This is a genomic window from Photobacterium sp. TY1-4 (genome assembly GCF_025398175.1).
GTDB lineage: Bacteria > Pseudomonadota > Gammaproteobacteria > Enterobacterales > Vibrionaceae > Photobacterium.
On record NZ_CP099735.1, the window covers coordinates 388,349 to 401,230 of the forward strand.

The following is a 12,882-nucleotide window of genomic DNA, read 5'->3' on the forward strand; positions in this document are numbered from 1 at the left end:
ATAACCATGTTAAAAAGTGAATCACAACCGCTTGTACTGAACCGGTCAGGCCGGGATGCGATAGCCCGAAACGTGATTTTTAAAGGGCTGGCGCAGCTACGTGGGGCAGGGCTGACCCTTGTAGACGAGCTTGGGGAAAGCCATTTTTTCGGAGAATATGACGCCGCCTGTCAGGCAAAGATTATCATCAATCACGCCGGTCTTTACGCGCGGTTACTGTCCGGAGGCAGTATTGCTGCCGGAGAAGCTTACATCGACGGCTGGTGGGATTCGCCGGATTTAACCGCCGCGATCCGGGTGATTGCCCGTAATCTGCCGGTTCTGGAACAACTGGAATCCAAAATCAGCTGGCTGACTGCGCTCCGGAACCACTGGTTGCATTTTACCCGTCGCAACAGCAAGGCTGCGGCCAAACAGAATATTCTCGCGCATTATGATCTCGGCAATGATTTCTACCGTATTTTCCTAGACAGCAATATGCTTTATTCCGCGGCGATTTATGAGAGTGAACACACGTCGCTTGAAGACGCGCAGATCCACAAAATGGAGCGCCTCTGCCGACAGCTGCAACTGTCACCCTCGGATCACTTGCTGGAAATTGGCACGGGCTGGGGCGCATTCGCTATCTATGCGGCAAAACAGTACGGCTGTCGGGTGACCACCACCACGATTTCGGAAGCACAATATGCCTGGGCCAAACAACGGATTGAAAACGAAGGGCTGACCGGGCAAATCACTTTACTGTGTAGCGACTATCGTGACTTAAGTGGTCAGTTCGACAAAATTGTATCGGTCGAAATGGTTGAAGCGGTGGGGAAAGAATACCTGGCGACTTACATTCAGCAATGTCAGTCTCTGCTCAAACCAGATGGCTTACTGGCTTTGCAGGCGATTACCATGGTCGATCAGCGATTTGAACAGTACAGCCGAGGGGTAGATTTTATCCAGAAGCACATTTTCCCGGGAGGTTTCCTGCCTTCGGTGACAGTGCTGGCGCAACAAATGACGGCCCACAGCGACTTTGTGATCCGGGATTTGAAAGATATCGGGATGGATTACGCCCGCACGCTGGCGGACTGGCATCAGAACTTTGATCGCAATCTGGACGTTGTCAGCGGGCAAGGGTTCGATGAAACTTTTATTCGGATGTGGCGTTTTTACTTCTGTTATTGCGAAGGCGGTTTTTTAGAGCGCAGTATCAGTACCATCCAGTTGCTGGTCAGCCGACCCGTTTGGCGTGAGTAGCGATTCTTGGCGGGAAAAAGCAGCGGTAGATAGCGCCATTGCAGCCAAAAGGTAAGCACAACATGGCAACGCGTGAACTGTTGACGGTGGGAGTGTTGTTCAACCTGTACTGGTTACTCGCCGTGCTCGGACAAAATTCATATCTCTGGCTTTTGGTTGGCTCACTCCTGGTGTGCTGGTGGATGACGCGGCACGTCTGGAAGTTCGCCACCATCATCGCCGGTTGCGGGATTGCCATGGACGTCACCCTCATTTCTTTGGGCGTCTTGTCGTTCGAGGTTTGGGGGATCCCCGCCTGGCTGGCATTGCTCTGGTTTGGTTTCGGCACCTTTTTATGGATGATTCGTGAGGTACTGAACCGTTCCTCAACGGGGGGGCTGGTGCTTCTGGGCGGACTTGGCGGTGCTGCCAGTTATTTCGCCGGTTATCGCCTGGGTGCCGTTGACTGGCCTTTGGGGATATTGCCCACAATGGCCGTGTTAACTCTGTGCTGGTTGGGATTTTCCCTGTTGGCGCTGAAATTCATCCGTTATTGGTATCGTTCTGAGCGGGAGGTGTTATGAACCGTTCAATAAAGACCGGATGGCATCAATCCGGAATGGTGGCTCACATCATGAGTCTGGCTTTGGTCCTGATGGCATTGGCGTACGCGAATCCGTCAGTTGCCATGACCCCGTGGCAAAGTTGGCCGGCGGTCGGGGATGCCCGGCTGACCTGGGGCCCTTGGGTGATTTACGATTCGGAGCTGAGAACCCCAAGTGGTGAGTATCTGCCGGGTATGGAAGAACTGGCGTTGGTGATTAAGTATCAGCGTGAGATTGATCAGGAAGATTTACTGGAAGCCACGGATGAGCAATGGCGGCACCTGGGTATCGCGGCCAACAAGCGTCAACGCTGGCTGGCACGGCTGGCTGAAATCTGGCCGGATGTTCGCAAAGGCGATCGGCTGATCTTTGTGGTGAATCGGGAAGGCGGCATTTTTTATCAGGACAATCGCATCATCGGGACAATTCGGGATAAAGAAATGTCGCTGGCCTTTATTCAAATCTGGCTCTCGCCGAGAACGGCTTATCCGAAGTTACGTCGTCAGTTAATCGGTCAGGCTTAACCGTGACAATAACATGGGGGACAGCATGGGATGGAAGGCGTTCAAAACCGGATTATTGATGATGGGGTTGCTCTGTTTGCCCGGGTGCTCATCAACGATTGAAGATTATCGCGGCACGACACCAGAATTTCAGTTGTTCGAATACTTTGACGGGCACGTGAAAGCCTGGGGGATGCTGCAAGACTGGCAGGGAAAGTTAACCCGCCGGTTTGAAGTCGATATCCGCGGAGTGGTCGCGGGAAACCAGCTCACGTTAGATGAAGATTTTCTGTTCGATAATGGTGAAAAACAGCAGCGAACCTGGGTGATTCATCGCGGGCTGGACAAGGGGCACTATGTGGGACGTGCCGGTGATGTGATTGGAGAAGCCAAGGGGCGAAGCATCGGAAATGCATTGCGCTGGCAATATGTCCTGCGTGTCCCGGTCGGGGAGACGACGTTTGATATCAGCCTTGATGACTGGATGTTTCGCCAGGATAGCAAGCGCGTGTTTAATCGCGCAACGATGAAGAAATGGGGCGTGACCGTAGGGACCATCACGCTGTTCTTTGAAAAACAGTGACGGTTCGTGTTGAACAGATGATCGATTTGGTTACACCATGCCTCGCGACATGGCGACGACTCGTTTGAGGATCCAACGTAACAGTAATGGAATATCGTCAATATGATCTTCGCTGGTGTAAGCCACCATCGCCAGGGCAACATCAGGTTTTGCGTGGCGTTTTAAGGCCCGCATGATGATTTTTTTCGGTGATGCCGGATTGTTTTCCGGCATGTTGGCCAGCTGACGGAACAGGGGCTCATAGCCGTGATGGAACAAAAAATGTTCGATGTCGTGATTCGGCAGTACCGTCAGGCGATGGCGCTCGGAATCACCACCAAGCAAGTTGCGAACAGTCTCCGCATATTTCTTCCCGGCTAAGTCCCCATCGGCGACCAGGTGCCATTCAATCCCCAGGTTCCGGGCGACTTTGATCAGCGGTTTCAGCCCGCTCTGGGCAAATTCAATGATTTGTACACCTTCGGCGGCCAGATTATAGCCGGACATCCGTGCAAACTCGTTGAACAGCCAAACTTCGGTTTCCCCTTCAACCAACAACCAGACCCGGGCAAACAGGGCACTGGGCCGGTGCAAACGCACATGAAACGTGACGCGGCGTTCTTCATCCCGGCTCAGTCGTGTCCCCTCCATAGAATAGACACGGGTCCGGTCCGGTTCGCGGATCAGCTTACGGATCGAACGCAGCGGCACAGCTGTCGTGAGATCTGCACTGTTGGTGGTGAGGATCTTTTGCATCGGCATGTTGACCATAAACGCCCAGGCCTGATGCAGCAGTGTTGGGTGCAGGCGGCCTTCCGGATCTTCCAGGATCATCAAGGGGCGGGAGATCCGTTTCAACTCAACTGGTCCACGTGCCCGAATAAAGGCATTGAGCAGGCCCATCAGGATCAGCCGACTTTGCTTCGTCATTTGTGGCTGAGTCAGCTGGTCGAGCGGATTGACGATCGATTGGGCGCGGTCGGGGAAGTGAGTCCGGTCAAATTTGGCTTCCCGGCTATGCGGTGTAAAGGCAAAGTAGTGATCCATCAAGGTACGCAGGGCCTTAATGCTGCTTTTGAGTTCTCCGGAGCTGACATGCCCCGGCCGGGTCATCAGCCGCTCACAGGTATTATCCAGCCGACGCTGAATTCGGGCTCGCTCATCAAGCTCTTTCTGATTTTGTCCGTTCCCATTGTGTGGCTCGATCCCGGTGCGTAAGCGGCGCGCATCGCGGATCCGTACGATCGGGTGCAATACCATCAGGTGACGGACGAGTTTTTCAGTGTTGGGGCACGCGATGATTTCACCTTTGTCGTTCAGAAAGTCCCGATAGGTGGTAATTTTATCGTCCTTCACCACGCTATTGATCTGATAGTAGAGGTGATGAATATTGTCGGCATCGGTGATCCATACTGGGGCAAAACCCCGATACTTGCGCGCTTTATGTTCCCCGGGGTAGTCTTCCACCCAATGCAACACAATTTGCAGCTGGGTCATTTTGGTATGACCGGCAGCATAGTCGACATGGAAATCGGCGAATTTGAAATTATAAAGGTGGGCATCCGGCGACAGCGCGATACTCAGGGCATCCAGAAGCGAGGATTTCCCCCATGCATTTTCACCCACCAAAACGGTCAGTTCGTTCAATGTTAATGACAGGCGTTTGATACCCCTGAACCCGGATACTTCAATTCGCTTTAAATGCATAGTTCACCTCTGTATTTAGCTTACAGCACCTGGTTGGATCTCAGGTGTGCCAAGTTCACATTTCCAAAAGAAGTCTTTATGGTTCATGCAATTAGGCTCATTTCTGTGCTTCCTCTTGTTGTCGGCTATCGGGATTGCTATAGTCCTGCACATGAAATGTCCTTAATCGTCTGTTGATTCAGAGGCTTAGGGGAAGAAAAATAACGAATACCACTGGAGATGTCAGATGGCTAAGATTATCCACGCAATGGTTCGCGTTCTGGATCTGGATAAGTCACTCAAGTTTTATAAACAAGCGCTGGATCTGGAGATTGCCGAGCGCCTGGATTTTGAAGGATTCACACTGGTTTACCTGCGCAATGAAGAAAACGACATGGAACTGGAGCTGACCTGGAACCACGGGACCGAAGAAGCGTACACACATGGCAGCGGTTATGGCCATATTGCAGTGGCCGTGGATAACCTGGAAGCCGAGCGTGAGAAGCTGGTGGGATTTGGTTATGAGCCGGCTGACATTAAGGAGTTCTTCCGCGACGGCCAACTTCTGGCTAAGTTCTTCTTTATTCAGGATCCGGACGGTTACAAGATCGAATTCCTGCAACGCCACGGCCGCTATCAGTAAGCGCATCTGTTTCGATAGTACCTCCGTTTCGATAGTACCGCCGAGGTACTATCGAATCCCCAAACCTATTCTCACGGGCTTCTTTTCTCAAGAAACCATTTATAAATCAATGCTTTGTGTATCTATGGGTCTCCGGTCAGGTTATATAACACAGCCATGACAGCAACGCGTTATACTTGTCATCAAATTGTCGTCATGTTCGACTAACTATAATCATCAAGAGAGCCTGAACGATAGAATGTTGCAGGAAATTATGTGATTGGCATCATATTGTATTATCATAGCCCGCAACGGCAGTATACGGAGTCAATAAGTCTATATGACAAATAACCGCTCAGCGAAAATTACGATCGCCCACATCAACGACACCCACTCGCATTTCGAACCCTCATCGATTTCTTTGAATCTGCCCGAGACCGTCCTCGATGGGCAAACGTCGGTGTATGCCAGTTGCGGCGGGTTTTCTCGCGTGTCTTCAGCGGTTAAGGATGTTCAGAGACAAGCCCATCTGAAAGGGCGAGAGTTCATGTTCGTGCATGCGGGTGACTGCTTCCAGGGCACCTTGTATTTCTCCTTATATAAAGGCTATGCCAACGCCAAATTACTCAACGCCATCGGGGTTGAAGCGATGGCGTTGGGGAATCATGAGCTGGATATGGGCAATGCCCCGGTGGCTGATTTTATGGATCAGGTTCATTTTCCGCTATTAGCCGGAAACTGGGACCTGTCGCAGGAAAATCAGGCCAAGCCGAATCCGCTGCGGGATAAAGCGGGCGTTTATGCTTTTGATCATCATGCCGGACATGCACGCTATATCGTGAAAGACGTGCTGGGCGAACCGGTTGCTTTATTCGGGTTAGCCATTGAAAACATGGCCGGGATCGCGAATCCGGATCCGGACACCGATTTCCTGGATGTGGTTGAGGTGGCAGAACAAACCATCGCAGCGATCCGTCAACAGGGGATCAATAAAATCGTGCTGATCAGCCATTTGGGCTATGAGCGCGATCTGGAACTTGCGGCACAGGTGGAAGGGCTGGGAGCGATTATTGGTGGCCATACGCATACCATGCAAGGCGACTTTACCAACGTGGGTTACGGTGTCACTGATGAATATGCCCGCATGGTTCAGGGGACGTGTGTCGTTCAGGCGGGTTGTAACGCATTAGCTTTAGGTCAGCTGGATCTGGATTTTAATGCAGACGGTACGGTTGCCAGTGCAACCGGCGTCAATCAGTTATTACTGGGACGCCAGTTTACCGTAGATGCGTCGCGTAGCGAGCATCTCGAAGAAAGTACCCATGACGCGGTGAAAACGTACCTGGCCGCCCAACCTAACGTGCGATTCTGTGCCAAAGATCCGCTGATTGAGAATTTACTGAATACCCAATTCCGGCCTGCGGTACGGGAGCTCCAAACCCTACACATTGCAGAAGTGGGCGAGCCGCTACGCCATGTCCGTATTCCGGACAGTCGTGGTGGCAGCCATATCGCACCGCTGGTGGTCGATAGTTTTCTGTGGAAAGGGCGCCAGTTAGGCCATGATGTGGACTTTGCTATTCACAATGCCGGTGGTGTGCGTGCTTCCCTGAACCCGGGGCCGATCACGTCGGCGGATATTGCCGGCCGGTTGCTGCCATTTGCGATTGGTTTAATGGTCTACCAAGTCAAAGGGAAGCGGGTGCGAGAAGCGCTGGAAGGCGCCATTAACAACGCCATTGATAACGGCATTGAAGGCACCGGCACGGGTAGCTTCCCGTATACGGCAAACCTCCGATTTACCTACCGCTGTTGCAGCGACGAAGGTCGCCGGATTGAGCAATTGGAAACTTACCGTAATGGTCTTTGGGTTGCTGTTGAAGATGAGGTGACCTATACATCGGTTTCATCGGGTTATACCGCAAACGGCAAAGAAGGGTACGACGCCTTGCTGGATTGTATTGCTGAGCCACAAGCGCTGAATGTCACCATGGCGGACGCTTTTGCAGACTATGCGGCAGACAGGCAGTATTTGACGGCACCGGAAGAAGCTCTGATTCGGTATATTCCCTGCCAGTGTTCGCAGGATGTCGCCTGAGTGAATTTTTCATGCCTTCATTGTTATAGGGCCTGATTAAAGTTCAAGTTTAAGTCTTAAATCTAAAACTTAAAGCGTCAGAAAATCAGATTTATAAAAGTAAAAAGCGTCACTGTGGTGGCGCTTTTTTTGATCTTGCTTCCACTGCGATGGATTTCCACTTGTGGGGTAAAAAATAATCAAAAAAAGCCTTAATGAAATAGGTGAGATGTCGATATATATCAATGTCAGAAGAATGTCAGAAATAGGCAACGGGGGGAAAGAAAATGGATAAAGATTGGTTAGATATTGCAATGGTCACTGGCTGGATTTCTGCTTGGTCTGTTCTGGTCTACTTCATTCCTGCCGTTGGGGTTTAATAGCGACTCAATCAATGCCGGTTCAATAACCAACCGCCTCAATCACTACCGGGGCATTGAATGAATCCGAGTAGCTGAGTTCGCCAGACAAAGCTGGTTCAGAGGCTGAGCAAAATGAAAAAAGCCGTGTTTCTGGAACACGGCTTTGATGTGTTTTCTGGTCGGGTATCTGCGGATTAGGCGCTGACGGCCTGAGGTTGCTCGGTATTGGCCACTTCCTTGGCCAGTCGGTAAGCGGCCAAATCTTCAATGGTCAGTACCGGCATATCAAATTTCTCACCAAAGGCGATGACTTCCGGCAGGCGAGACATGGTGCCATCCGGATTGGTTAACTCGCACAGGACACCATAAGGTTTACGGCCGGCCAGACGCATCAGATCGATGGTTGCTTCCGTATGCCCGCGGCGTGCCAGCACACCTTCCGGATTCGCTTTCAGCGGGAAAACGTGGCCAGGACGGTTCAGGTCCGATGGTTTTGCATCGTCAGCAATTGCCGTCTTGATGGTTGTTACGCGATCAGCCGCCGACACACCGGTGGTGACGCCCTGAGCCGCTTCAATGGTCACGGTAAAGCCTGTTTGGTTCGCGCTGGTGTTGTTGTCGACCATCATCGGCAGATCGAGTTGCTGGACCCGTTCTTCCGTTAAGCACAAACACACAATCCCGGAACATTCACGGATCATGATGGCCATTTGCGCCGGGGTCAGCGTTTCCGCAGCAAAGATAATGTCCCCTTCATTTTCACGATCTTCGTCGTCCACGACTAAGACGCCACGACCTTCGCGGATCGCTTGCAGGCCGGCTTCAACACGTTCAAATGGGGTTCCCATCGGGGAGAGTAAAGACTGATTCATGGTAAAAAGCTCCAAATAAAAAATACCAGAATCAGGGCATAGAAATTCAGCGTTTCAGATCGTCTGAAATCGTGCTACAGGTAGGTGTGACCACGCCCACGCATTAAAGCGCCGACAAGTCATGTATAGCTCGAGGCACATGGCCTCCACTGATCCTCTTTCATCCGGACTATAACCGTCGGCTCTGGATTGATGCCTGTTCGGGCACTGAACCAGATCTGCTGACCTTAATCACTTCATTTGAGAGAAGTGGCTAAGCGCTCGCGGGCTTTCCAGACTAGGTTGACGCCTGAACTACCGCCGGTGGGGAATTTCGCCCCGCCCTGAGAATGCTCTGGCATCTTAGAAAACTCATGCCTTTGACGCAAGTGAAAGTGCTGATTTTACGTAATAAGTTTGAACTCAGTAGCGGGGCGATGGCTTTATATGCAGGCAACAGATGACGAATTCACCGCAGATTATTTTGCTGAATGTTCGGTGGCCTTGGCCCCGGATCCGGTGAATGCTTCTGCTTGCTTCAGGCGGCGCGACAAGTGCTTGACCAGCAATGGCAAGCAGTAGGTCGGTAACTGTATAGCGCCCATCAGCACCAGGAAATCCGGTCCCAGATAGCTGCCGGCAACGGTAAATGTCAGCAGAACATTTCGATTAGCTGAGGTTATCGCGGCGAGCAACGCTTCGTCGACTCCCTGGTGACGATAAGCAAGGTATCCGGCAATGAAAAACAGTGCGCAGATGGCAAGACCCGCCAACAGATAAAACAGGCCGTTGAATATCGATTGATCAAACGTTTCACGAAAAGAGCCAATCAGTCCGAAAGGAAAAGCCAGCACCAACAGAATGGTCACCTGGGAGAGTTTGCCATGGATTCGGTGTAAGACCTGATGCGGCACGAACCGATAACAAAGGGCTGAAAACAGCATCGGACCAAAGATAAAAATCACCAAGCGTTGCAGATAGCTGCTGAGGTCCAGCGTGACACTGTCATCCTGAAAAAGCAGCAGGTTGATATAAAGCACCGCAGGCATTAGCAAAGTGGATGCAATCGTCATGGCCATGGCTTTTAATGGCTCCAGCCCGACTGAGCGTGCAATCGCCGGTGTTGCAAACAGCGAGCCTGTCGCGGCAACCGCGGAAATGGCCAGTAGCAGAGAACTACCGGCACCCAGCAGGGAAGCGATCGCTGTGGTGAGGACAGACAGGGCAACCGAATGAAACAGGGCATAGCGCCAAATGTCCGCTTTTGCCAGCAGCTTGAGCAACACGCCTTGCTGCATGCCGATGAGAGTGAACAACATCAGGCTAAACAGGACATAAGGTAAAAACGGAAACAGTTGCGCCGACCAGTCCGGGAACAGAAATCCCAGTACAGCGGCAAGAATGAGTAATAAGGATGAGTGTTTTGAGAGCAGGCTCAGCATAGTTTATTTTTCTGGGTGAATGTTGCGCTATTGTTATACAAAACAAAAAACGAATGCAAGCGTATGATTAAAATACCACCCAACAGGCGGCTTGATGCTTAATTATGCATCCTGGGTTAGGGTTTATTTTAGGAGGGGAAATTGCCCGTAACGGCCTGTTAACGCATTAGAAAATCTAATCTTGACATCGAAATATTGTCATTTTTACGTGTAAAATGAAGCGGTTATTATTGCCTCAGTTCAGAATGATAACGAAAGAGAGGCAATCATGGCACAGGCAATGAATTTTGACACCATCGCTACGAATGTTGTAATGGAGAAAAAAGCCTATGCGGTTAACATCAAAGGATTGATTGCACACGCATTGGATATTTTGTTTGGCGGCGAGACTGCGCCTAAACAATATAACGTTTCAGATCTTCCAGCCCACTTGCAAAAAGATATTGGATTGTATCGCTAAGCTCGGGTTCGAAATTATATTTTATAAACGCTGACATCTGTCGGCGTTTTTTTTATTTATAAAATATTGCCTGTGCGTTAACCAATTGTTGTGATGTTTGGTTGTGTGATAATGACTAGGGTTTTTCGTCTGTATTGAATTACTTTCGATGAGAATATGGCATTATACGAGCGTATGTGTATGAACCGTGGAGATATTAGGTGGGCTTTTTTTCAAAGTTATTTGGTTTGGAGAAGGACAAGAAGGTCATTGAGGTAGAACCTGTCGAATACGAAGGTTACTTGATTTATCCTGAGCCGATCGCTGAAAACGGTCAGTACCGTATCGCTGGACGGATCTGTAAGGAAGTTGAAGGTGAGCTCAAAACCCATCTGTTCATCCGCTCGGATCTGTTGGCTTCGAAGCAAGATGCTGAAGCATTTATGCTCAATAAGGCCAAAATGTTCATCGATCAGACCGGCGAAAGCATGTTCTGATTTTTTTGAATGCAAAATATGCCGGTACCTGTCACCGGCATATTGCTTATATACGGCAGGGTGAAGCAGCACGGAAGGTATCGTGCCTGAAAATCATTCAAGGAAGATCGGTGACAACGTCCCGCTTTGGCGATCGCGCTATCTCTCTTTGATGCGTTTCAAACGGCTATTTCGAACGCCCAGTGTGCTTTTTTGAACGATTTGAGTGTCAAGTTGAAATGAAGTGGCATTTTATTCGTCTTATTGATGATAATTTACTAATTTCATTTGAGGTTTGACCTCTGTCCATCTGTATTAAACGTTCTTTTATTTCTGTTGTAAGGTAACATCCGACTTCAATAATGATGTTTATGTTTGAAAGTTTTGTATTATTCCTACAAGGTACTTGATATTACTCTGTGGGTTGGATACAAAAATAGAACTTCTTTGCCAATGTTCAGGGAATAATAATGCTAATTGGTGTGCCAAAAGAAACACTCGCCAATGAAACGCGAGTGGCTGCGACGCCGAAAACGGTTGAACAGTTATTAAAAATGGGGTTCAGCGTTGCGATTGAGCATAACGCTGGTATTCATGCAAGTTTCGACGATGCGGCCTATGAAACCGCGGGTGCGAGTGTGGTCTCGACAGAGGAAGTCTGGCAATCAGATGTGATTCTGAAGGTCAATGCACCTCAGGTTAACCCTGAGACTGGTGTTGATGAGTTCGAATTGATCAAAGAAGGGGCAAGCCTGGTTAGCTTTATCTGGCCGGCGCAGAACCCGGAATTGCTTGAAAAGCTTTCGAGCAAAAAAATTAATGTGATGGCGATGGACTCTGTGCCGCGTATTTCACGTGCGCAAGCACTGGATGCGCTGAGCTCCATGGCAAACATCGCCGGTTACCGTGCTGTCGTTGAAGCTGCTCATGAGTTTGGCCGTTTCTTTACCGGGCAAATTACAGCGGCCGGTAAAGTACCACCGGCGAAGGTGCTGGTCGCCGGTGCCGGGGTCGCGGGTCTTGCGGCGATCGGTGCTGCCGGTAGCCTGGGGGCGATTGTTCGTGCCTTTGATGTTCGACCTGAAGTGAAAGAGCAGGTTGAGTCAATGGGTGCAGAGTTCCTGGAAGTTGATTTCAAGGAAGACACCAGCACCGGTGACGGCTATGCCAAAGAGATGTCGGATGAATTCAATAAGGCTGCTGAACGTCTGTACGCTGAGCAGGCTAAAGATGTCGACATTATCATTACCACGGCGCTGATCCCGGGCCGTCCGGCACCGAAACTGATCACCCAGGAAATGGTGGATTCAATGAAGCCGGGCAGTGTCATTGTTGACCTGGCGGCTGCCAACGGTGGTAACTGTGCCTATACCGAAGCTGATAAAGTGATCACCACGGCGAACGGCGTCAAGATTATCGGGTATACCGATATGGTCGGCCGTCTGCCAACACAGTCTTCTCAGCTGTACGGGACCAACCTGGTTAACCTGCTCAAACTACTGTGCAAAGAAAAAGACGGCACCATCGACATTAACTTTGATGATGAAGTTCTGCGTGGTCTGACGGTTATCAAAGAAGGTGAAGTCACCTGGCCGGCGCCACCGATTAAAGTTTCTGCAGCCCAGCCACAACCTGCCAAGCAGGCAGCAGTGGTTGCGCCGAAACAAGCCGAGCCAACCTCTCCTGCGAAAAAGTATGGCTTGATGGCCGCGGGCATTGCTGCCTTTGGTTGGGTGGCCAATGTCGCTCCGGCAGAATTCCTGTCTCACTTTACGGTGTTTGTGCTTGCCTGTGTGGTGGGTTATTACGTGGTATGGAATGTCACGCACGCACTGCATACACCGTTGATGTCGGTGACCAATGCCATCTCCGGGATCATCATCGTCGGGGCATTGCTGCAAATCGGGCAGGGGATCGGTGTCGTCACCTTCCTGGCCTTTATCGCCGTGCTGATTGCCAGCATTAACATTTTCGGTGGCTTCACCGTGACCAAGCGCATGCTTGAAATGTTCCGTAAAGATAAATAAAGGAGT

12 protein-coding genes and 1 riboswitch are annotated in these 12,882 nt (G+C 50.5%); of the genes, 9 read left to right on the plus strand and 3 right to left on the minus strand.

Going from position 1 to position 12,882, the window contains the following annotated elements; genetic code table 11:
• Nucleotides 1–6: 6 nt before the first annotated feature.
• The 4 genes from NH461_RS18350 to NH461_RS18365 all read left to right on the plus strand — a co-directional run bounded on the left by NH461_RS18350 (nucleotide 7) and on the right by NH461_RS18365 (nucleotide 2,915).
• A complete protein-coding gene (locus NH461_RS18350; protein WP_261604055.1) occupies nucleotides 7–1,245 on the plus strand; it encodes an SAM-dependent methyltransferase in 1,239 nt (412 codons plus the stop codon).
• A gap of 62 nt (nucleotides 1,246–1,307) precedes the next feature.
• Nucleotides 1,308–1,808 (plus strand): DUF2878 domain-containing protein, encoded by a 501-nt coding sequence (locus NH461_RS18355; protein ID WP_261604056.1) that lies wholly within the window; start codon nucleotides 1,308–1,310, stop codon nucleotides 1,806–1,808.
• Nucleotides 1,805–2,353 carry a chalcone isomerase family protein gene (locus NH461_RS18360; RefSeq protein WP_261604057.1) on the plus strand — a complete coding sequence of 183 codons (549 nt, stop codon included), beginning with the start codon at nucleotides 1,805–1,807 and terminating at the stop codon, nucleotides 2,351–2,353. Before NH461_RS18355 ends, NH461_RS18360 begins: the two co-directional genes overlap by 4 nt.
• A gap of 25 nt (nucleotides 2,354–2,378) precedes the next feature.
• The gene (locus NH461_RS18365) at nucleotides 2,379–2,915 is read left to right on the plus strand and encodes a DUF3833 domain-containing protein (RefSeq protein ID WP_261604058.1); all 537 of its coding nucleotides are present in this window, start codon (nucleotides 2,379–2,381) and stop codon (nucleotides 2,913–2,915) included.
• 30 nt (nucleotides 2,916–2,945) lie between these two features.
• On the opposite strand, the gene NH461_RS18370 is transcribed toward NH461_RS18365, so the two are convergent.
• Nucleotides 2,946–4,601, minus strand: coding sequence for an ATP-dependent endonuclease (locus NH461_RS18370; RefSeq protein WP_261604059.1), 1,656 nt, complete (start codon nucleotides 4,599–4,601; stop codon nucleotides 2,946–2,948).
• 226 nt (nucleotides 4,602–4,827) lie between these two features.
• Between NH461_RS18370 and NH461_RS18375 the strand changes: the two genes are divergently transcribed.
• Both NH461_RS18375 and NH461_RS18380 read left to right on the plus strand, forming a co-directional pair.
• The gene (locus NH461_RS18375) at nucleotides 4,828–5,223 is read left to right on the plus strand and encodes a VOC family protein (RefSeq protein ID WP_261604060.1); all 396 of its coding nucleotides are present in this window, start codon (nucleotides 4,828–4,830) and stop codon (nucleotides 5,221–5,223) included.
• Between the two features lie 319 nt (nucleotides 5,224–5,542).
• Nucleotides 5,543–7,300, plus strand: a complete 1,758-nt coding sequence (locus NH461_RS18380) for a bifunctional metallophosphatase/5'-nucleotidase (RefSeq protein ID WP_261604061.1) — start codon at nucleotides 5,543–5,545, stop codon at nucleotides 7,298–7,300.
• Between the two features lie 535 nt (nucleotides 7,301–7,835).
• Here NH461_RS18380 and ribB read toward each other — a convergent pair.
• Both ribB and NH461_RS18390 read right to left on the minus strand, forming a co-directional pair.
• On the minus strand, nucleotides 7,836–8,513 hold the full coding sequence (gene ribB, locus NH461_RS18385) for a 3,4-dihydroxy-2-butanone-4-phosphate synthase (RefSeq protein WP_261604062.1): 678 nt from the start codon (nucleotides 8,511–8,513) through the stop codon (nucleotides 7,836–7,838).
• 148 nt (nucleotides 8,514–8,661) lie between these two features.
• Nucleotides 8,662–8,848, minus strand: a riboswitch (FMN riboswitch).
• A gap of 123 nt (nucleotides 8,849–8,971) precedes the next feature.
• Nucleotides 8,972–9,934, minus strand: a complete 963-nt coding sequence (locus NH461_RS18390) for a hypothetical protein (protein WP_261604063.1) — start codon at nucleotides 9,932–9,934, stop codon at nucleotides 8,972–8,974.
• A 268-nt stretch (nucleotides 9,935–10,202) separates the two neighbouring features.
• Between NH461_RS18390 and NH461_RS18395 the strand changes: the two genes are divergently transcribed.
• The 3 genes from NH461_RS18395 (at nucleotide 10,203) to pntA (ending at nucleotide 12,876) form a co-directional block, all read left to right on the plus strand.
• Nucleotides 10,203–10,394 carry a hypothetical protein gene (locus NH461_RS18395; RefSeq protein ID WP_261604064.1) on the plus strand — a complete coding sequence of 64 codons (192 nt, stop codon included), beginning with the start codon at nucleotides 10,203–10,205 and terminating at the stop codon, nucleotides 10,392–10,394.
• Between the two features lie 200 nt (nucleotides 10,395–10,594).
• Nucleotides 10,595–10,870, plus strand: coding sequence for an HlyU family transcriptional regulator (locus tag NH461_RS18400; protein WP_261604065.1), 276 nt, complete (start codon nucleotides 10,595–10,597; stop codon nucleotides 10,868–10,870).
• 449 nt (nucleotides 10,871–11,319) lie between these two features.
• The gene (gene pntA / locus NH461_RS18405; protein ID WP_261604066.1) at nucleotides 11,320–12,876 is read left to right on the plus strand and encodes a Re/Si-specific NAD(P)(+) transhydrogenase subunit alpha; all 1,557 of its coding nucleotides are present in this window, start codon (nucleotides 11,320–11,322) and stop codon (nucleotides 12,874–12,876) included.
• Nucleotides 12,877–12,882: the final 6 nt, after the last annotated feature.

Excerpts from the sequence above, each read along its gene's own strand:
- NH461_RS18350 (WP_261604055.1), top strand. The coding sequence starts at position 7 with ATGTTAAAAAGTGAATCACAACCGCTTGTACTGAACCGGTCAGGCCGG.
- NH461_RS18355 (WP_261604056.1), top strand. The coding sequence starts at position 1,308 with ATGGCAACGCGTGAACTGTTGACGGTGGGAGTGTTGTTCAACCTGTAC.
- NH461_RS18360 (WP_261604057.1), top strand. The coding sequence starts at position 1,805 with ATGAACCGTTCAATAAAGACCGGATGGCATCAATCCGGAATGGTGGCT.
- NH461_RS18365 (WP_261604058.1), top strand. The coding sequence starts at position 2,379 with ATGGGATGGAAGGCGTTCAAAACCGGATTATTGATGATGGGGTTGCTC.
- NH461_RS18370 (WP_261604059.1), bottom strand. The coding sequence starts at position 4,601 with ATGCATTTAAAGCGAATTGAAGTATCCGGGTTCAGGGGTATCAAACGC.
- NH461_RS18375 (WP_261604060.1), top strand. The coding sequence starts at position 4,828 with ATGGCTAAGATTATCCACGCAATGGTTCGCGTTCTGGATCTGGATAAG.
- NH461_RS18380 (WP_261604061.1), top strand. The coding sequence starts at position 5,543 with ATGACAAATAACCGCTCAGCGAAAATTACGATCGCCCACATCAACGAC.
- ribB (WP_261604062.1), bottom strand. The coding sequence starts at position 8,513 with ATGAATCAGTCTTTACTCTCCCCGATGGGAACCCCATTTGAACGTGTT.
- NH461_RS18390 (WP_261604063.1), bottom strand. The coding sequence starts at position 9,934 with ATGCTGAGCCTGCTCTCAAAACACTCATCCTTATTACTCATTCTTGCC.
- NH461_RS18395 (WP_261604064.1), top strand. The coding sequence starts at position 10,203 with ATGGCACAGGCAATGAATTTTGACACCATCGCTACGAATGTTGTAATG.
- pntA (WP_261604066.1), top strand. The coding sequence starts at position 11,320 with ATGCTAATTGGTGTGCCAAAAGAAACACTCGCCAATGAAACGCGAGTG.